Here is a 19,305-nt window from a genome sequence, read left to right on the forward strand (position 1 = left end):
AATATTGTAGTGTATAATAAAACACATTCCGATTTTATTATAAAACCATATAGAGAGAGCTGAATACAAAACCAACTATAATCTTTGGTTTCAAAGCGTTTGTAATTACGGCATTATAAAATATTATGTATAAGAGGTTTTTGCAATGACAACAAAGGATATCGTAACAGAGCGTTTAATTATCAGAAGTACACAGGAGGAAGACGGACCGTTCTGCCTCAGCATCTGGCTGGATGATGAGATGGGAAAATATTTATCCGACCCTCCCCGTGAAAAAGCAGATGAAGCGGAACTGAATTTTGCAAAGGGAATTGAAAAGCAGGAGGGGTGGTATCCGTTTATTGCTGTCTCGAAAGAAAACGGGGATTATATCGGTACCTGCAGTGCAGTTCCCGGCGATGACCAAAAGCATTGGGATTTAGGCTATTGCGTACATAAAAAATACTGGCGCCAGGGCTATGCAGCAGAAATGATTAAAGCATTAATTGATTTTGGATATAAGAATGGCGGGCGAAAATTTACAGCGGATGTTGCCAGGGAAAATGCGGGTTCCAATGCAGTTCTAAAAAAGCTTGGCTTTTATATTGAAAAAGAGGGCACCTTTCAGAAGCGCCTGACGGATATTGTATATGAGCAGTACACTTATAGACTTGATTTGGAAGAAAATTTTAAATCATAGTTTTTAATTAAAGGATTAGGAGAAAAAGAAAATGAAGATAAATCAACCCCAAACAGCTAATCTAAGAGAAGCAGGACCAATCGTTAATCAAATAATAGAGCTGCAGGCCCAGGAACTGGCAGCAGAAAGGCTGTTGTTTTCCTCGGATTACATATCCGGCGAAGACCTGTCAGGAATCGATTACAGCTGTGTTGAATTCAATAACTGCAAGCTGTTGAATTGCAACTTTAACAAATCTGGTTTTACAAATGTATATTTTAAGTATTGTGATATATCCAACTGCACCTTTGAAAACGGTTATTTTAACCAGGTGGAGTTTCTCTCCTGTAAGGGTGTTGGGAGTAAATTTCAGAATTCGACCATCAAGCATGTGCTTTTTAATGATGTGAATTTCAGCTATTCCAATCTGGAGCATTCTAAATTACAGAAGGTAATCATAACTTCCTCTGATTTCAGCAGCGCTTCCTTTGCTGAATGCATTCTAAAGGAGTTGGAGCTTCGTGATGTGACCTTAAATAATTGTGATTTTTTTAAGACTCCGCTAAAGGGAATGGATTTCAGGGAAAGCCGCATTGATGGGATAATCCTGTCCGATAGTTACAAAGAGCTGGCAGGAGCTATTGTAGATACCTATCAGGCAGCAGCCCTGGCACATTTTTTGGGAGTTGAAGTGAAATAGGATTCGAATTATTCCAGCATCTGGTCTATGATAATCCGGATATGACGGCAGAAGAGCGGAACAAGGTGTATGAAGAAATGTACAGGAAATACAATCCTTATATTGATTATTCGGATGTTCCCTTTGAGAGCTGGGGATGTATGTGGCAGAATACCATGGTAATCTATTCCCTGGCCCAGACTCTTGCATTCCAGTTCTTTGCGGAATCTCTGGAGGATATGGACAGCGCCTGGACCCGTTATATCTCCTTTTTACAGAAAGCAGGGACCTTGACATTCCCTGAGATAATAAAGCAATGCGGACTTCGTTCTCCCTTTGACAAGGATTGCTTTGATTATATTTACAGGACCATTAACAGCATCAGGGAAACCTTTTAATCCGGTTTTACGGCTGGCATTGAGACGCAGTATTTTTGAGCGCAGTATTTCGTTGAGAATGCCGTGGGTAGGTATATTATTTAGAGATTGCCTTGTAGCTGTCTGAAGAGTAAGTTTGGTATAGAAATTTAAAAATGGCCATAGCATGACTTAGGTTGTGCTGTGGTCTTTTCTATTTACCTGGATGGCAAAAGGAAGATTTTCTCTGTTTTTACACTTGACTTCCCGAAGTGATAGGATTAAAATAGTTGCGATTACAATAAATGCATATGCAACAATTGCAAAGACAACTATTAGAAATGCTTAATAAGAATTATTGAAAGACATAATTCACTCACAAGATTGTGCCTGCGAAATCCTCGGCCCAATCTAGCGGCGCGTTGGGAAGACATGACTGTTAGTGCGAAATATGTATTTATTAAATTTCTATTTAAGCAGTATCGCAGGCAGGCTTGCGATATGCACGGGGGTAAATATGAAGAAATTTTTAGTCTATGCCAGAGGCTATAAAAAAGAGCTGATTCTGGCCATTATTTGTATTGAAGCGGAGACGGTATTTGAACTGATTATTCCCATGATTATGGCTGACATCATTGATGTGGGTATAGCAAATCGGGATAGATCCTATATTTTGCTGAAGGGTCTTCAAATGGTAGTCTGTGCTGTTATCTCATTATTTCTGGGAAATTTATATGCCAGGTTTACCGCGGCCTGCGGAAATGGCATCGGAGCATCGATCAGGGCGGCAGAATTTCAGAAAATGCAGACCTTTTCTTTTTCCAATACGGATAAATTCAGTACTCCATCCCTTGTTACAAGACTTACCAGCGATGTTACGACCATTCAGAATTCCATCACTAACGGTATGAGGCCGGGATTCCGCTCACCGGTGATGATGTTTATTGCTATTTTCCTGTCCTTTCGGATCAATGGGGCTCTTGCAGTGGTCTTTTTAATTGCGGCGCCGATTCTTGGCATCGTATTATTTTTCATTGTAAAAAATGTCCGTCCGCTGTATGCCAGGATGCAAAGTGCCGTTGACTATGTAAACCGTATTATTCAGGAAAATCTGGCGGCAATCCGGGTGGTAAAGGCCTATGTCAGAGAAGATTATGAAATAACCAAATTTGAAGAAGTAAACCAGAATCTGAAAAACACTTCTGAAAAAGCATTCTCCCTGGCGGTGCTCAACATGCCGGCTTTCCAATTCGTTATGTATGGTACGATTTTAAGCATTCTCTGGTTTGGCGGAAATCTTGTGGCAATTGGGGATATGAAGGTGGGAAGCCTTACCAGTTTTTTAAGCTATGTTCTGCAGGTGCTGAATTCCCTGATGATGTTTTCCAATGTGTTCCTGCTCTTTACGCGTTCCCTGACCTCCTGGAAGAGAATCTCGGAAGTACTGGAGGAGGAGCCGGACATAACCGATGACAGGGCCATAACCGGTGACAGGAGTGTTACTGACGGTCTGGCTGTCGCTGATGACGTGGCTATTACTAATGGTTCGAGCATTAGTAATAATCCTGCAAAGGAGCTTGAAATGAAAAGCGGCAGCATCTCCTTTGACCATGTGTATTTTAAATATAAGGAAGCTGCCAGAGAGTATGTGCTCTCGGATATATCCTTTTCTATAGAATCCGGGCAGACCATCGGGATTCTCGGGCCCACCGGCTCTTCCAAGAGCACGCTGGTCCAGCTGATTCCAAGGCTCTACGATGTGACCTCCGGAAATATCTCCATTGACGGACATCCGATTTATGAATACACCCAAAGGCATTTAAGGGACTCCATCGCCATGGTGCTGCAGAAGAACACCCTGTTTTCCGGTACGGTAAAGGAAAATCTCTTATGGGGCAAAGAAGATGCCACCATGGAAGAAATAGAGAGTGCCTGCCATATTGCCTGTGTGGATGAATTCATTGACCGGCTGGATAAGGGATATGATACGGAGCTGGGGCAGGGTGGTGTTAACGTATCCGGCGGACAGAAGCAGCGCCTGTGTATTGCCAGAGCCATTCTGAAAGCGCCCAAAGTACTGATTCTGGATGATTCCACCAGTGCCGTGGATACGGCAACGGAAGCTAAGATTAAGGAAGGGCTGGCAAAGGAACTGCCGGGCATGACAAAAATCATAGTTGCCCAGCGGATTACCTCCATTATGGATGCGGACCAGATACTGATTCTGGATGACGGCAAAATAAATGCCATCGGCATCCATAAGACCCTGCTGGAGGAAAATGAAATTTACCAGGATATTTATTATTCCCAACAGCAAGGAGGTAATTTATAATGGCCAAAACAATGTCCCATGCAAAACCGAAAAATGCGAAAAAGACTCTGCTGCAATTGCTTCGCTATTTAGGGCGCCATAAGCTGTCCCTGTTTTTTATTACAGTATTTGTATGCATCAGTTCCGCTTCCGGCATTGCAGGTACCTATTTATTAAAAGCAGTGGTAAATGATTATATCATTCCGGGAGATATACCGGGATTGATAAAAATGATCGTTATTATGGGGATTATTTACGGAGCCGGAGTCTTGGCATGCTTTTTCTATAATAAGATTATGGTTCATATTTCTCAGAAGGTAGTATCGGAAATCAGAAGCGATTTGTTCGAGCATACGGAGCAGCTTCCGCTGAACTATTTTGATACCCATACCCATGGGGATTTGATGAGTCATTTTACAAATGATGTGGATACCATTTCAGAAGCCCTGAATAACAGCTTTACCCTGTTGATTCAAAGCTTTATAACCTCGGTGGGCACAGTTATCATGCTCCTTATTTTAAGCTGGCAGCTGTCCATTATCGTAATTATATTCCTGGCGCTTATGCTTTTGTACATCCGGCATAACGGGAAATTGAGCAAAAAGTACTTTACAGCCCAGCAAAAAAATCTGGGAGCCATTAATGGTTATGTGGAGGAGATGGTGGCAGGGCAGAAGGTGGAGAAAATCTTTAATCATGAAGCACAGGACTTTCGGAAATTCAATGAGCTGAATGAAAAGCTGAGAGAAGCTTCCACCAAAGCCTTTACCTATACGGCGAAGACCATTCCCACCATTGTATCCCTGTCCTATATTAATTATGCGCTTTCTGCCTGTGTCGGAGGTTTATTTGCCCTGGCAGGACTGACAGATATCGGTACGCTGGCTTCTTACCTGGTCTATGTCAGACAAAGTGCAATGCCCATGAACCAGTTTACCATACAGATAAATTTCCTGATGGTAGCTTTGGCCAGTGCGGAGAAGATATTTACCATGATGGAGGAAGAGCATGAAATAGACGAAGGGGTAATTACTTTAAGAAAAGTCAGGAAAGATGCCGATGGCAATCTTCATGAAAGCGATACCTATACAGGGGATTTTGCCTGGAAGGTTCCGGGGGAAATGGACGGCTTTACCTATGTGCCCTTAAAAGGAGATGTACGTTTCCAGAATGTCGTATTTGGTTACACAAAAGAACATACTATCTTAAATGGTATCAATCTCTTTGCAAAACCCGGTCAGAAGATTGCATTCGTAGGCTCCACCGGTGCAGGAAAGACCACTATTATCAATCTGATCAACCGCTTTTATGAAATTTCGGAAGGACAGATTACCTATGACGGACTGGATATCAGGGATATCAAAAAGGCGGACTTAAGGCGCTCTATTTCCCTTATCATTCAGGATACCCATTTGTTTACGGGAACCATAGCCGACAATATCCGTTACGGAAGGCTTCAGGCAAGTGAGGAAGATATCGTGAAGGCTGCCAAGCTGGCCAATGCCCACTCCTTTATTAAAAGGCTGCCAAATGGCTATGACACTCTTTTGGAAAGTGACGGGGCTAATTTATCCCAGGGGCAAAGGCAGCTATTGGCCATTGCCAGAGCAGCCATTTCCCAGCCACCCGTATTGGTAATGGATGAAGCCACAAGCTCCATTGACACCCGGACGGAGAAATTAATTGAAAAGGGCATGGATACCTTAATGGAAAACCGTACGGTATTTGTCATTGCCCACAGACTTTCCACCGTCCGCAACTCCAAGGCAATTCTGGTTCTGGAAAAGGGAAAGGTAATTGAGCGGGGCGACCACGAAGAACTGTTGACACAAAAGGGCCGTTACTATAAACTTTACACAGGACAATTTGAACTGGATTAAACAGGTATTATCAGAAAAGGAGTAAACACAATGAAAAGTAATATAAGGGAACTTTTTATCCGTGGGGAAAGGGCAAGAAAACAGCTGCTTTCACCAGTGCTCTCGTCCAATGGGCTGACACCCGGACAGGGGCAGGCCGGAATCTTAAATACTCTTTTAAAAGAAGACCGCTTAAACCAGAAAGAGCTTTCCAGCCGCTGCCACATGGATACCACCACGATGTCACGAAACATCGATAATCTGGAAAAAATGGGTCTGCTGAAACGGGAAATGAACCCGGAAAGCAGGCGTTCCGTCATCATTTGCCTGACGGAAAAGGGCAGAGAAAAAGCGTCAGCAATTCACGAAATGTTCAATCAATTTGAAAGTATCTTAAGAAAGGATATTTCAGAGGAAGATATGGAAATATTCCGGCGGATACTTACAAAAATCTGTGAAAATCTCGAAGAAAACATCCCCCAGGAGAACCAGCTTTAAGCTGGTTCTTTGTTTTAGCAGAATTTTCTGGAAATATGGTTATAATTGGAGTATACTAACAGAAAAAAGTAACATTAGGGAATACAGAGAAAGTAAGCTGGAGGTACCATTGGCAGAGCAGATAAGGGTAGTAATGGAATATAATCAAGATGGTTTCTTGCTGTATGCGGAAAATTTTTGCGGAGCATTTACCCGCGGGAAATCAAAAGAAGAAGCAATGAGTAAATTTGAAATGGAAATAAAGCAATATCTAAAGTGGAGAACAGATAGTAAGGCAAGCTTAGAAGAAAAATATGAGCCTTTCCTCGTGCAGGAAAAGGTAAGTGATTTAAATATCTGTGATGCCGATTCCGATATCATATTCGAAACAGAGAAAGTGCCGCTTACAAGGGAAGAATATGAAAATTTGAAACAGCTTGTTATAAAGTCAGCAAAAGATTTTAATGAACTTTATAATTCAATACCAAATAAGAATTATAGCGTATTAAGTGCGAGAAAAACTTTTTATGGTTCTGTTCCAAGGACTGCCGCTGAAATGTATGTACATACGAATAACGTAACCAGCTACTATGTTGGTGAAATAGGTGCCCTGATAGAAAACAAAGAAGATATTTTACAAAATAGAATACATGCACTGAAGGAAGTTGAAAGGCTGCCGGGTTATCTGGATAATAAGGTGATTGAAGGAAGCTATAATGAAATGTGGTCCTTGAGAAAAGTTCTAAGGCGCTTTCTTTGGCATGACCGGATACATGCAAAGGCAATGTATAGAATGGCAATAAAAGCATTTGACAAGGAAATAATAAAAAACCCGTTCTATTTTGAAGAGAAGTAGACGAGCTAAATCAATTAAGTAGACAGATTAAAAAGTAAACAGATTAAATTGCAAGCCATTTAAATTAGGGAACTAATAATTGAAATTAGTTAACTGTTGCTTAGATTAGAAATTTGATGGGGAATTTAACTTTAAAGATTAAGGAATCCGGGAAGTTGAGTGACTTCCTATTATGTTAAGGGTATGACGGCAGAGTAAGAGGTTTGGAATCAGATTATTTTAATTAAGGAGGATTTACAATGGAATTTAGAATAACATCTTTACCTTCATTTAAAGCGGCGTCATCCGGCGCAGATAAAAATTTTGACTTTTCTCCGGAAGGTACCTTGGGGAGATTCGACAGGTATTTTTCAGCAATCCGGCCATCGGACAGAGACAGTTTTCTGCCACGGGATTTTTTGTATTATGATGAAGAACAGCAGGGAATGGTCTGGATGTGGGCTTTAAGTGATGACATGGATGACGGCGGAAACGAAGTGATTGATTTTGATGGAGGTTATTACTTAACCTATGCCTACAAGGATGGGGATGAAGAAACCAACGGAAGATTGTATAACGAAGCTCTGAAATATATTGAAGACTCGGAAATCCTGGAATTGGATATCCGTCCGAATCATTATGCCATGGGGCATATAATTACACCTGCTGAAATCATTAAGGCTCAGGGCTGGGCTCAAATGGAAACGTTTATTCCAATTAGGCTGAAAAATAAATAGCATAAGATGTGCCAAACTTTCTTATTTGTTCACTACGAGACAGGAACCCCTTGAAGTGCTGCTTACTCTTTAAAGGTTGCTTTAGCTAACGGGGAATTTGTTGAATAACGAAATGATATTAGTTACTGGGTTTGGATAGAGTGCAAAAAGTAATAATTATCGTAATAGCGGGAAACGAGAAACTGTTTCATAAAAAGATTCTGGAAGATTTAAATGAACGAATTAATTATTTTTAATCTGCAGAAGGGATGTATGCAATATGGATAATATAAAGCTGATTGATATAACAGCGGATAACTGGGAGGAAATATGTTGTTTACACCCTGGAAAAGAAGGCGCAGAGTTTGTGGCGCCAAATGCATTTTCTATAGCCCAGTCCGTCTATGAAAAGGGATGGATAATAAAAGGAATTGCAAAGGATGATACGCTTATCGGCTTTACTATGTTTGGATATAGTAAAGAAATGGAAGCTTATGAACTTTGCCGTTTTATGATTGCTCAACGTTACCAGGGATTGGGGTATGGTGCGGAAGCACTAAAAGTTATTGTAGATTTTATGTTTAGTCATTTTAAGTGTAAAGAAATATATCTTAGCACCGCTCCGAATAATAGCAGGGGTAAGCATATATATGAGAAGTTTGGATTGGTTTCAACGGGCGAAACCTGCGGGGATGAAGATGATATTGAAGAAATATATTGCCTAAAAAGCTGATTGGAACTTTCAGGCATATTGATGCTATTTAATGAAAGGTTAAAGGTAATCAGAAAGTTAAGAAACACCCCATCTCATTATTTCAGAACATAACGACTAAATGCCGGATGGATATTATGAGCTTGGGGTATATTTGATACTTTGAGGTAAATACATGTTTAAAAGTATGTTTGATGATATAGGGAATTTCATTTTTGTTGAGAATAAATTAGAAAAATCAGATGCTATTATGATTGTGGGTGGTTCACATCCGGAATTAGGGGAAAAGGCAGCAGAATTATGGAAACAGAAATATGCTCCTGTAGTTTTAATTTCCGGTGGTGTAAGTATAAAAACCGGGAAGTTTCCAGGTCCAAGATCAAAAGCAGAGATTTACAATAAATCATATGAAACAGAGTTTGATTTTTTTACGGATGTACTTCTTAAAAATGATGTACCTTCCTCTGCCATCTATGGAGAAAACAGGTCATCATATACAAAGGAAAACGCACTCTTTGCCCGGCAGGTTGCAGAAGAAAATAAACTTTGCATTAATAAAGCGATTCTTATTTGCAAAGCTTTTCATGCCAGACGGAGCCTCATGTTTTATCAGCTAGCGTTTCCTGATACCAACTTTCTTATTTCTCCTATCCCTGGATATGGCATTACGAAAGATAATTGGTATGAAAGTGATTATGGCATTCAACGGGTTATGGGCGAATTAACCAGATGCGGTAATCAATTTGCTGATGATTTTATAGAGATGAAGGCATTGTCTAAAAGGTAGATTGGACTTTCTTATTTAATTCCCATTATGTATATGACTGATATTCATGTTATAGCAATTATACGAAGTTGGTTCTACAGAGTGTTATAACTATATTTAATAAAGTGAAAACAGATTATTTTATAATAAGGAGAGGTTTTGCTATGTCAGAAATTATGAGGTATGAGGTAAATGAGGAATGGGCGTACTCCGGTATTGTTGAAGCAGGTGATTTTATTTTCCTGTCTTTCTGTGAGGGAAATGTAGGGCAATCCATTGAGGCACAGGTGAACGGCGCACTCGACGATATGTGCCGCCGTTTAGAAATAGTCGGCTTATCCTTGGAATCGGTTGTAAAAGTGGATGTGTTGATGAAAGACCCGTGGAATATACCAATCATGGAGAAGGTGTTCAAACAACGCTTTATTGGCAAATATCCGGCAAGGAAAACCATTTCCACCGAATTTGCGAACAAAGGCGGTGTAGACGGTCTTCAAATACAAATAGACGCAATAGCTTATAAAGGAAAAATCAATGATTAATGTAATCAATTGGCTTCTTTAAGATGATACCCCAGAAATAAAATACCGTGTAATGACCGAGCTTCTTGGTATGTCAAAAGATGATCTTGAAGTGAAAAAGGCTTATGAAAATTTATTAAGCTCAAAAAGGCTTAATTTAGTCATGGATAAATTCAAATGTAATAAAAAGTGGGAGGATATCAACGCTTTCTTGGCACTCGCGGAATTTGGTTTAACACACGTTGATGTACCTATTGATGAATATATGGAACGTATCATCAAAAATATGAATTTGAGTATGAAGTGTGCGAAAATATTATTGTTGAGAAATTTGGTATCGCTTGGATATTACGAGCATCCGTGGGTGCAAGAACAAATACCATTGGTTTTTTCTACTATACGGCAAGATGGCACAGTTCGATGTCTGGACAAAACAAAAAAAACAAACGACTCTAAGTTGCTGGATATGGGTTGCTATAGACAAACTACCACATATCTTTTACTCGCGGCAGAGCTGAAAAAGGTAGGAATTATTCTGCCGCAATTTGAGCTATTAATAAAATTTTATATAAACCACTATGTTGCGTTCCATTCTGACGCTCCCGGAAAGGTAATTATCGAAGATATGGCGGGGACGTTTTATCCGATTGATCATGTACACATAGGTTTACAGATGATTATGTATGGGCTTTCGGTTCTTGGTGCGGCGAATCATCCTAATTGCGAAAAAGCATGGGCATTATTAGACAGCAAAAAAGACATCGAGAGTAAATATATTCTTAGTGAATCTTTCGCTGAGACTTATTTCAATGTGGGTATGGTGGGTCAACCCAATAAATGGGTAACGCTATATGTTCTGCTCTCAGAAAAGTATCGAACAAAATACTGGGTGTTTAAAATAAGCAAAATGAGAAGCTAGTGAACTTCTCATTATATTTATGAAGTAACAGAAGAGAGCAACAGAAAATGAGGTGGACAAACTATGATTATTAAAGAAATTGAATTCAAACTAAAAGATGGCAGAAATGCGTTGATTCGTAGTCCGAAAGATGAGGATATTCAAGGAATGCTAGATTATCTTTATATTTCAGCAGGTGAAACGGACTTTATTTTGCGCTATCCTGAGGAGTATAGTAAATATACTGCAGAATATGAAAAAGCTTTGTTTGATAGAATGAACGAATCCGATAACGAGGCTATGCTTGTATGTTTGGTCGATGGAGAAGTTGCTGGTAACTGTCAGATTTCATGGAGTACTGGAATAAAAACAAGACACCGAGCCAGTGTTGCAATTGCACTATTAAGTAAATTTTGGAATCAAGGTATTGGAACAAAATTTTTCCAACAGTTAATACATATTGCAGAGGAACACAAAAATTTAATACAAATAGAAATCGAATTTGTAGAAGGTAATAGTCGTGCACGAGCATTGTATGAGAAAATGGGATTTAGAAAAACGGGAATGAAACCCAATGCAATTCAATTAAAAGACGGGACTTTACTTAAAGAGTATTCAATGATTAGAGAAATCAAAAGATAACTCTTATTATGTAGAAATCGACAAATTACAATTTTCTCGTGTAGTTTTATCTGCGCATTATATTTATTGGCAGATGATAGTTTAATTAAAAGTGATTCGCTGTTGGTTTAGATAGTGAACGAATGATAAATAAGAATTTACGGAGGTACTATAATGGCAACTTATTACTTAATAAGACATGGCGAAGCTGACTATAGTGAATTAATGGAACATCATTTTTGGGGTTTTGGGAGAGATTTAGCGCCATTATCTGAGAAAGGCATAATACAAGCAGAAGAAACTGCAAAGGATAATAGATTGAAAACTGCTGAAGTTATTATTTCGTCCCCTTACACAAGGGCTTTACAAACAGCTCAGATTATTTCTAAGAATACAGGAATTGATGTCAGGGTAGAACTTGATTTACACGAATGGATTCCAGATTTGTCTAATAAATATACTACATCAGAAGAAGCTTTTCGTCTGAATGATGAATTTGTAATCTACAAAGGTGTTTACCCAATAGGAACATGCAAACTATGGGAAACAGTTGAGGATATGAGAAAAAGAATGAGAAGAGTTGCTGATAAATATGCAGAGTACGAGAAAGTAATATTTGTCGGACATGGGATGGCATTAAGAGCTTTGGCTTATATTGAAGAAATGAAACCAGCTGAAATTATAGAATTTAAGTATGAAATAGGACAGGAAGAATGTGTATACTCGTTTTACTAAATTCCAATGTTATAGTTAGCTTACTTCGCAATTGTTAACAATAGCTTACTTCCCATTATATTTAAACTGACAAGCCATTAAGTAATAGCAATAATGGGAAGTTAAAAATTATAATAAATATAGCATTTTAATATAAGGAAGGAATAATAATATGAACGGCATAAGATTAAAAACTCTTAATGAGTTGTCATTACACTCCTTTTATATACCTGCATATCAACGTGGTTATAGATGGACAGTGCAGGAAGTTAGAGATTTATTAAATGATATCCATGAATTTATACCCAGAGAAATCAATGATACCGAAGATAAAACATGGTATTGCCTGCAACCGATTGTTGTTAAAAACAGAAGCGAAAATGAATATGAAGTTATTGATGGACAGCAAAGATTAACAACGGTATATTTAGTGTTATATTATCTGAATCAAGATTTTATTGAGAAAAAGCGTGACAAATTATTCTATATTGACTATCAGACAAGACAGGATTCTAAAATCTTTTTGCAAAATCCTGAAAATGAAAATGATAGTTGCATTGATTTCTTTTACATGCACGAAGCCTATACAACTATCGAAAAGTGGTTCTATGAAAAGGAAGAAGATTCTTCATTCGATAAAAATAACTATCGGTCAAAATTAAAATTCCACACAAAAGTTATTTGGTATGAAACAACAGAGGATAATCCGATCACGGTATTTACAAGACTTAATATTGGTAAAATCAGTCTTACCAATGCTGAACTTATTAAAGCGTTATTTTTGAATAGTTCGAATTTTGGTTCTAGTAATGCGGATAGTATGAGGCTCCGTCAAATAGAAATTGCAAACGAATGGGATAGCATTGAAATATCCCTACAAAACAATAAATTGTGGTATTTTTTGAGCGATGCGCAAAAAGATGACAACAGAATAGAATACATTTTTGATTTAATGAATGACTCCAATGATACAGACCCTTATTCAACATTTAGGTTTTTTAATGCTAAATTAGCTGGAAAAACAGAAGATGACATGAAAAAGTATTGGGAGGAAATTCAGTCATATTATCAAAGATTTAATGAATGGTTCAGTGAACGAGAGTTATATCATAAAATTGGTTTTATTTTGACGGCTAAAATTGCAAAAGTAAAGGAATTATATAATAAGTCATCTGCATTAAGAAAAAGCGAATTTGTTTCATATATTGATGCAATGATAAGAAATCATTACAAAAATGAAAACTTGTTCGACTTGGATTATGAAAATAAAAGTACACGGAGTGTTTTGTTATTATACAATATCCTAACAATGTTACAAAATGAACACGATTCTTCTTATTTCCCATTTGATGATTTTAAATTGAATAAATGGAATATTGAACATATCGCTTCGCTTAAAGATTCAAGCACCATTCCAATGATAAACAGGAAGGAGTGGCTTTCAGATGTGAAGAGTTACATTGATAAAGAGCAAAAAGAAAGTATAAAACTAATAAAACAATTGGATGGTATGCTCGTTAACGAAACATATGCAAACGAAGATGAATTTACATCTTTATTTGACAAAGTTACAGTTCATTTTAATCAATATATGAGTGAATTTGAGAACGTTGATGGAATCTCAAACTTAGCTTTATTGGATGAAAAGACAAATAAAGGCTATAAAAATGCAGTGTTTCCTTTAAAACGTAAATGTATTATTGAACTTGATAAGACCGGTGGATTCGTTCCTATATGTACAAAAAATGTTTTTCTAAAATACTTTAGCGATTACCCTCCAAAAATCTCATTTTGGACACAGGATGATCGTGAAAAATATGAATTAGATTTAGTGCGTGTTTTAACAAACTATTTAGAGGTGAATAAATAATGAATAATGACATATATTCGTTTTACGAACTAATAGAAAAATATAACGTAAAAGTACCAATTATTCAAAGGGATTATGCCCAAGGGAGAGAGAAAAATGTAATAATATGTGAAAATTTCCTTAAGGCATTAAAAGTGAATATTATAAGCAGTAGACCCATCAATCTGGACTTCATATATGGAAATGTAGAAGGAGATGTATTTTTGCCTTTAGATGGTCAACAAAGGCTAACTACCTTGTTTCTTCTTCATTGGTATGCTTTTGTAAAAGATGTCAATGACGATCAAACTCGAGATATTCTAAAAAAGTTTTCTTATGAAACTAGATTATCTTCTAGACGTTTTTGCGAAGCATTGTTAGATAATTGCATTTCTGTAGATGATTTAAATACTTCCATAAGCAAACAAATTCTGGACTCAAAATGGTTTTTTATATCTTGGAAATATGATACCACAATAAGGGCAATGATGAGGACCATAGATATTATTCATTCAGTTTTTAGAGATATGGATAATATTTGGGATGCCTTGGTAAATAGGAAAAATGTTATTTTTCATCTTTTGGTTCTTGAGAATTTTGGATTGTCAGACGACTTGTATATAAAAATGAATGCTCGTGGTAGATTATTAACACCTTTTGAAAATTTAAAAGCGGAAATTCAAGATAAAGCCTTAAAAGAAAAGTGGGAAGAAACTCGAGAAGAAATTAAAAAATTTTCCTATAAAATAGATGGAGCATGGACACAATTCTTGTGGAACAATTTCAAGAAAAACAATTCTGTAGACAATGCACATATGAATTTTATGACAGCTATTGTTATGGCGAAATTATCAACAGGTCAGTTATTAAGAGGTTTGGAACGTATTGATGTTATAAGAAAGCTAAATGATAATAATACTGATAGAGAACTGATTAACTATATCGACCAAGAGACTTTTAAGTATATTTATGATTCATATGAATTGTATTGTGAATTATTTGAATCTAGAAGTTTACCACCTTTAAATATTGAAATGTGGAGGCATAATCCTGAATCTAATTTGCTTTATCAAATTTTGCTCGGGTACAACACTTCATACACTCATAAAGTATTGTTTTATGCGCAAACAGAATATTTATTGGAAAATAAAACAATAATTCAGGAAAAATACGAAGAATGGATGCGAGTCGTAAGAAATATAGTATCTCGTGCAGATATAACTGCAGATGGCAAAAGAAACGATATCGTAAGAAGCCCTGAAACTTTTTATGGCGCTATTAATTTGATAAGTGAACTTGCCACAGGTTGTAATGATATTTATAAATATTTGGATGAAAATGCAATATCCTCTTCTTTTGCTCGTGAACAAGTTAGAGAGGAAATTATTAAGGCTAAAATAATAAATAGAAATCCAGAACAAAAAATATTACTATTCAGAACCGAAGATAATGAGCTTTTAAGAGGGAAAATCAGATTTGCATTGGAATGTGCGAATTACAAACAATATATTAATGAAATTGATTTCGAGTTGCTTGAAAAAGTTCAAAATGTCTTTAAGAAACATTTCGACAGAGAATTGGATAACCACAATTTAGAATTTGATAAATTCAGACGTACAATGCTAACGATAGAAGTAAATGGAAAATATCAATTTTACAATTATTGGTGGTCTTATTGGAATGCTGGTGAAGCTGAAAAGAGAAAGTTATTTCCGTTATTTAGGGAAGTTGAATATTTTATTAATATTGATGAGTTTAAGCCATATTTTAAAGAGTTAGTTTTCCAACTCATTTCTAAAAGTTATGATGAAATAATCTCTGGTTTTGTTAAGCCAGATAATATGGAAAATTGGCAATATAGACTAATAAAAGAGGAAAAGTTGATATTTAATTGTGATTCTAAATATATTGCGATTTCTCATGATCGTACATACTGTTATTTGCTGAAAAGCAAACGACCATCTGATACTGACGGAAGCAAGATTATAAGATAGTTATGGACACGTCGTTTATCACATTGGGATAGTAAAATTACCAAATGAACTTCCTATTATATTTATTAAGCAGTCATTGTCAAGAAAATAAGAAATACATATTATTTATGTTTGGTGAAAGGAAGATAACAGATGGGAATGATAGCTTGCTATATGGAAGCGGATAAGGAATTGATAGATAAATTAAAGACAAAAACCGATGAAGAGTTGTTTGAAGAAGTTGAAATCTTAGCGGAAGAAGAAAATATTGAAATTTATGATATGGATAAGATGTGGGATGGACTCCATTTTCTTCTAACAGGTGTCTCAGCAAGTACCCCCATTGAGAATGGTTTGCTAAGCGAGGCGATTGTCGGAACCTCTATGTTCTCAGATGATAAGAATTCTGACTTTATTTCATATATCTATCCTATACGGGTGCATGAAATATTATCTGCTTTAGATAAATTTGATATAGATAACACACTTACCACATTTTCTCCAGAAGTTTTTGCCAAGAGTGGAATTTATCCTACGATTTGGATGAAGGGTGAAAAAGATTCTTTGAGGGAGGAATTGTCAATAGCATTTCAGGAATTAAGACAATTTTACCGTACAATGGCAGACAAGCACAAAGGTATTATTGTGAGTATATATTGAGAGATGATAATTCGCTCCTGTAGACGAATTAAAACAATGGGGGAGTTTTTTGGTGCGCCTTTCTGATATTGCGGATGTCCGCACTGAGGAGGGATGCAAAACAGCGGTGACCCGTGGCGCAAGAAGTGATACCATCCACCGCTTCAATCTGCATATCACGTTTTATTATAAAGGTTCTAATCGGGATGGTGATAACGGTATGGGTTTCTTTAGTGAAGCAATTCGAGATAAGGTATTTGGAATGATTGAAGCGCAGCGAGGCAATTCTGCTGTGCATGAAAAGGGAGAGCCGGAAAATGTATTTTGGGCTGCTAATGGTAGTTTTCCAACAGAAAAAGTTCATCGTGTTATAAATATGGAAATATCCTCTGGGGAAAGCATCAAAAATATATTATATAAAGACATCAGTACTTTCATAGTATTAATTGAAGAAGGTAGGGAAGATTATCTTATATTAAAATCACATGATGGTTTTTTGCAGTTTTATGGAGTAGATAATCAATTTATTATGGAGATGCGCATAAATCTTCAAAATAATGACTTTCGCACATACTCGATTATAAACAAGGATAAGGAGCATCTTGTAGAAAAAGTTCAATTTACTACACCTTTTGGTCAGTTTACGCCAAGAGAGCGAGATGTAATTTCTCTTGAACTGGTTAAAACAGTTATTAAGAAATATTATGAAAATATTGATGAAAAAAACCTTCTTAAGGAAATTCCTTATATCGAAACAACCGAAGAAATCAAAAGATGTATGGGACTTATAAAATAGACAGTACACTAAATGAGAAAACGGAGATGTTAATGCAACTTCCCATTATATTATAATGCTCTTTGAGATCATTATGTTTATTTAGCAGTCAATTTACAATTGTCATCCATCATATGAAAAAGTATTATATAAACGAAAGCATTCATTATCTCGAATTTCACTTTGGCATAGGAGAAAAACCATGGAGAATAATTCTAAAGTAATTTCAGCCATAAAAAAATACTGCTTAAAGCACTCCGGCTCATACGAGGCAAGACCATTTGGAGAATATCCAATCTGTTATAAGGTCATGGGAAAAATATTTGCACAATTCAATCCGGAAGAAAAGTTCTATAAGATAACGTTAAAATGCGAGCCGGATAAAGCAAATCTTTATCGGCAGCTTTATCCGGAAATTATAGTACGCGGATATCATTGTCCACCGGTTCAGCAGCCATATTGGAATACCATTAATCTGGATGCTTTCTTCGATATGGACATGTTATTCCAAATGATTGATGAGGCATATGATACTGTTATTCATAAATTCAGCAAAAAAGTAAAAACAGAGTTACTTAATCTATCTGAATTGAAGTTTAAGGCTACGGATGGGGAAGATCCGGATTTTGCAATGCTTTGCAGCAGACTGGATAATGCTCTTGATGAAATCGTTGGGGGCAGATTTCAGAGAAATCAGTATGAACAATATAATAAAAGAGATAGCATCCATGACGTGATTTTGGCATATCGGGAAGGCGAACCGATTGCTTGTGGTGCCTTTAAAATGTATGACGAAGAACATGCAGAATTAAAACGAATCTATGTAGATGCATCCCAGCGAAAGATGGGATTGGGTGCAGAATTGGTACGGAGATTAGAGGCAAAGGCAAAAATTAAAGGATACCGGTGGTGTATTTTAGAAACCGGGAAGCCGTTAGAAGCCGCCTGTTATATGTACCAAAAGGCAGGATATAAAATTATACCAAATTATGGACAGTATGCGGATATGCCGGATTCAATCTGTATGGAACGAAAAATCTGATACAAATCGGGCAGATCATCTGCTAATTGGGACGAGGGCTTGACAGAAATTCTTAAAACTGAGGACAAACTGATTATAATTTAAAAGCTATCATTGCGAGCAAAAGGAGTTTTTGCATGTATCATAAAAACGGGAAGTTTGTTCTGACGCTAACAGTGATTTTTGCAAAAATAGTAGAAAGAAAAAGAAAGAAGCAAAAACTTTATCCGACTATACCAATGAACAAATTGAAGGTAAAGAACCGGTTCTATGGCTTCCTTGGGTTATTTTAGATACCCCTATAAAAATTGAAAAATGTAATACAAAGCATTTAACGGGAATTTGTAGTTTTGATTTATTATATAATAATAGGTGACTGAATGACAATAAAACCATTAGTAAATGAAGATGATATGTGGGAAGCTGTTATAAATTACGCTGATAATTGTTCTTGGGGTGCAGGAAAAAATCTTGCAAGGCAAATGAGAACCAGTGATTTTAGAGATTGGGAACGAGTTTTTATTGCTTTAGTTGACAATCAGATTGCCGGCTATTGTACGCTTGCTAAGACGGACTGCATTCCCAAAGTGCCCTATACGCCATATATAGGCTATATGTTTGTAGGAGAACCGTATCGTGGACATCGTTTCAGTGAAAAATTGATTAATTTCGCGTTAGCATATGCTAAAGGAGTAGGATTTGACAAGGTCTATCTTGTAAGTGATCATGTTAACCTATATGAAAAATATGGCTTTATAAAAATTGATGAAAAACCAGCACCTTGGAATCCGGAAACGCTGGAAACAATTTTCATGCATTTAACATAAAATTATGATCAAACTGAGGCGTTAAAGCAGCTTCCCATTGTGTTTATTTGAATTATTGTCTATGGAACTCAATATAATAAGGAAAAGGAATTGTGATT

21 protein-coding genes are annotated in these 19,305 nt (G+C 36.8%); all 21 read left to right on the forward strand.

Translation table 11 applies throughout. The annotated features are described in order from the left end of the window. The first annotated feature begins 145 nt into the window (after positions 1-145). Positions 146-679 (forward strand): GNAT family N-acetyltransferase, encoded by a 534-nt coding sequence (locus BUB77_RS21035; RefSeq protein ID WP_073278888.1) that lies wholly within the window; start codon positions 146-148, stop codon positions 677-679. A gap of 31 nt (positions 680-710) precedes the next feature. Further along, a complete protein-coding gene (locus BUB77_RS21040; RefSeq protein WP_073278890.1) occupies positions 711-1,358 on the forward strand; it encodes a pentapeptide repeat-containing protein in 648 nt (215 codons plus the stop codon). A 41-nt stretch (positions 1,359-1,399) separates the two neighbouring features. Then, positions 1,400-1,735, forward strand: coding sequence for a M3 family oligoendopeptidase (locus tag BUB77_RS21045; RefSeq protein ID WP_139241267.1), 336 nt, complete (start codon positions 1,400-1,402; stop codon positions 1,733-1,735). 475 nt (positions 1,736-2,210) lie between these two features. Next, entirely contained in the window at positions 2,211-4,025 is a 1,815-nt protein-coding gene (locus tag BUB77_RS21050) for an ABC transporter ATP-binding protein (RefSeq protein WP_073278952.1), read from the forward strand. Continuing rightward, complete coding sequence (locus BUB77_RS21055) at positions 4,025-5,884, forward strand: ABC transporter ATP-binding protein (RefSeq protein ID WP_073278893.1); 1,860 nt, start codon at positions 4,025-4,027, stop codon at positions 5,882-5,884. The genes BUB77_RS21050 and BUB77_RS21055 overlap by 1 nt, the downstream gene beginning before the upstream one ends. Before the next feature lie 30 nt (positions 5,885-5,914). Further along, positions 5,915-6,361, forward strand: coding sequence for a MarR family winged helix-turn-helix transcriptional regulator (locus tag BUB77_RS21060; RefSeq protein WP_073278894.1), 447 nt, complete (start codon positions 5,915-5,917; stop codon positions 6,359-6,361). Between the two features lie 109 nt (positions 6,362-6,470). Then, entirely contained in the window at positions 6,471-7,196 is a 726-nt protein-coding gene (locus BUB77_RS21065) for a hypothetical protein (protein WP_242962559.1), read from the forward strand. 239 nt (positions 7,197-7,435) lie between these two features. Then, on the forward strand, positions 7,436-7,912 hold the full coding sequence (locus BUB77_RS21070; RefSeq protein WP_073278896.1) for a hypothetical protein: 477 nt from the start codon (positions 7,436-7,438) through the stop codon (positions 7,910-7,912). Positions 7,913-8,171: 259 nt separating this feature from the next. After that, positions 8,172-8,624 carry a GNAT family N-acetyltransferase gene (locus tag BUB77_RS21075; protein WP_073278897.1) on the forward strand — a complete coding sequence of 151 codons (453 nt, stop codon included), beginning with the start codon at positions 8,172-8,174 and terminating at the stop codon, positions 8,622-8,624. A gap of 154 nt (positions 8,625-8,778) precedes the next feature. Continuing rightward, complete coding sequence (locus tag BUB77_RS21080; protein ID WP_073278898.1) at positions 8,779-9,390, forward strand: YdcF family protein; 612 nt, start codon at positions 8,779-8,781, stop codon at positions 9,388-9,390. Positions 9,391-9,533: 143 nt separating this feature from the next. Beyond that, positions 9,534-9,911: a RidA family protein gene (locus BUB77_RS21085; protein WP_073278900.1), complete on the forward strand. Its 378-nt coding sequence runs from the start codon at positions 9,534-9,536 to the stop codon at positions 9,909-9,911. A 70-nt stretch (positions 9,912-9,981) separates the two neighbouring features. Beyond that, positions 9,982-10,809 (forward strand): hypothetical protein, encoded by an 828-nt coding sequence (locus tag BUB77_RS21090; protein WP_139241269.1) that lies wholly within the window; start codon positions 9,982-9,984, stop codon positions 10,807-10,809. A gap of 63 nt (positions 10,810-10,872) precedes the next feature. Further along, positions 10,873-11,430, forward strand: a complete 558-nt coding sequence (locus BUB77_RS21095) for a GNAT family N-acetyltransferase (RefSeq protein ID WP_073278903.1) — start codon at positions 10,873-10,875, stop codon at positions 11,428-11,430. 153 nt (positions 11,431-11,583) lie between these two features. Next, positions 11,584-12,144, forward strand: coding sequence for a histidine phosphatase family protein (locus tag BUB77_RS21100; RefSeq protein ID WP_073278905.1), 561 nt, complete (start codon positions 11,584-11,586; stop codon positions 12,142-12,144). A gap of 151 nt (positions 12,145-12,295) precedes the next feature. Next, the gene (locus tag BUB77_RS21105) at positions 12,296-13,993 is read left to right on the forward strand and encodes a DUF262 domain-containing protein (RefSeq protein ID WP_073278907.1); all 1,698 of its coding nucleotides are present in this window, start codon (positions 12,296-12,298) and stop codon (positions 13,991-13,993) included. Next, positions 13,993-15,966: a DUF262 domain-containing protein gene (locus BUB77_RS21110; protein WP_073278909.1), complete on the forward strand. Its 1,974-nt coding sequence runs from the start codon at positions 13,993-13,995 to the stop codon at positions 15,964-15,966. The genes BUB77_RS21105 and BUB77_RS21110 overlap by 1 nt, the downstream gene beginning before the upstream one ends. 132 nt (positions 15,967-16,098) lie before the next feature. Further along, positions 16,099-16,605, forward strand: coding sequence for a YfbM family protein (locus tag BUB77_RS21115; protein ID WP_073278910.1), 507 nt, complete (start codon positions 16,099-16,101; stop codon positions 16,603-16,605). Between the two features lie 49 nt (positions 16,606-16,654). Then, on the forward strand, positions 16,655-17,380 hold the full coding sequence (locus BUB77_RS21120) for a hypothetical protein (RefSeq protein ID WP_139241270.1): 726 nt from the start codon (positions 16,655-16,657) through the stop codon (positions 17,378-17,380). A 181-nt stretch (positions 17,381-17,561) separates the two neighbouring features. Continuing rightward, entirely contained in the window at positions 17,562-18,401 is an 840-nt protein-coding gene (locus tag BUB77_RS30535) for a GNAT family N-acetyltransferase (RefSeq protein WP_084124547.1), read from the forward strand. Positions 18,402-18,517: 116 nt separating this feature from the next. Then, positions 18,518-18,673: a hypothetical protein gene (locus BUB77_RS30045; protein WP_170866706.1), complete on the forward strand. Its 156-nt coding sequence runs from the start codon at positions 18,518-18,520 to the stop codon at positions 18,671-18,673. A gap of 87 nt (positions 18,674-18,760) precedes the next feature. Beyond that, a complete protein-coding gene (locus tag BUB77_RS21135; RefSeq protein WP_073278914.1) occupies positions 18,761-19,207 on the forward strand; it encodes a GNAT family N-acetyltransferase in 447 nt (148 codons plus the stop codon). Positions 19,208-19,305: the final 98 nt, after the last annotated feature.

This window comes from Anaerocolumna jejuensis DSM 15929, assembly GCF_900142215.1.
GTDB lineage: Bacteria > Bacillota > Clostridia > Lachnospirales > Lachnospiraceae > Anaerocolumna > Anaerocolumna jejuensis.

Coding starts and splice junctions, on each gene's coding strand:
- BUB77_RS21035 (WP_073278888.1), top strand. CDS start 146: ATGACAACAAAGGATATCGTAACAGAGCGTTTAATTATCAGAAGTACA.
- BUB77_RS21040 (WP_073278890.1), top strand. CDS start 711: ATGAAGATAAATCAACCCCAAACAGCTAATCTAAGAGAAGCAGGACCA.
- BUB77_RS21045 (WP_139241267.1), top strand. CDS start 1,400: ATGACGGCAGAAGAGCGGAACAAGGTGTATGAAGAAATGTACAGGAAA.
- BUB77_RS21050 (WP_073278952.1), top strand. CDS start 2,211: ATGAAGAAATTTTTAGTCTATGCCAGAGGCTATAAAAAAGAGCTGATT.
- BUB77_RS21055 (WP_073278893.1), top strand. CDS start 4,025: ATGGCCAAAACAATGTCCCATGCAAAACCGAAAAATGCGAAAAAGACT.
- BUB77_RS21060 (WP_073278894.1), top strand. CDS start 5,915: ATGAAAAGTAATATAAGGGAACTTTTTATCCGTGGGGAAAGGGCAAGA.
- BUB77_RS21070 (WP_073278896.1), top strand. CDS start 7,436: ATGGAATTTAGAATAACATCTTTACCTTCATTTAAAGCGGCGTCATCC.
- BUB77_RS21075 (WP_073278897.1), top strand. CDS start 8,172: ATGGATAATATAAAGCTGATTGATATAACAGCGGATAACTGGGAGGAA.
- BUB77_RS21080 (WP_073278898.1), top strand. CDS start 8,779: ATGTTTAAAAGTATGTTTGATGATATAGGGAATTTCATTTTTGTTGAG.
- BUB77_RS21085 (WP_073278900.1), top strand. CDS start 9,534: ATGTCAGAAATTATGAGGTATGAGGTAAATGAGGAATGGGCGTACTCC.
- BUB77_RS21090 (WP_139241269.1), top strand. CDS start 9,982: ATGTCAAAAGATGATCTTGAAGTGAAAAAGGCTTATGAAAATTTATTA.
- BUB77_RS21095 (WP_073278903.1), top strand. CDS start 10,873: ATGATTATTAAAGAAATTGAATTCAAACTAAAAGATGGCAGAAATGCG.
- BUB77_RS21100 (WP_073278905.1), top strand. CDS start 11,584: ATGGCAACTTATTACTTAATAAGACATGGCGAAGCTGACTATAGTGAA.
- BUB77_RS21105 (WP_073278907.1), top strand. CDS start 12,296: ATGAACGGCATAAGATTAAAAACTCTTAATGAGTTGTCATTACACTCC.
- BUB77_RS21110 (WP_073278909.1), top strand. CDS start 13,993: ATGAATAATGACATATATTCGTTTTACGAACTAATAGAAAAATATAAC.
- BUB77_RS21115 (WP_073278910.1), top strand. CDS start 16,099: ATGGGAATGATAGCTTGCTATATGGAAGCGGATAAGGAATTGATAGAT.
- BUB77_RS30535 (WP_084124547.1), top strand. CDS start 17,562: ATGGAGAATAATTCTAAAGTAATTTCAGCCATAAAAAAATACTGCTTA.
- BUB77_RS30045 (WP_170866706.1), top strand. CDS start 18,518: ATGTATCATAAAAACGGGAAGTTTGTTCTGACGCTAACAGTGATTTTT.
- BUB77_RS21135 (WP_073278914.1), top strand. CDS start 18,761: ATGACAATAAAACCATTAGTAAATGAAGATGATATGTGGGAAGCTGTT.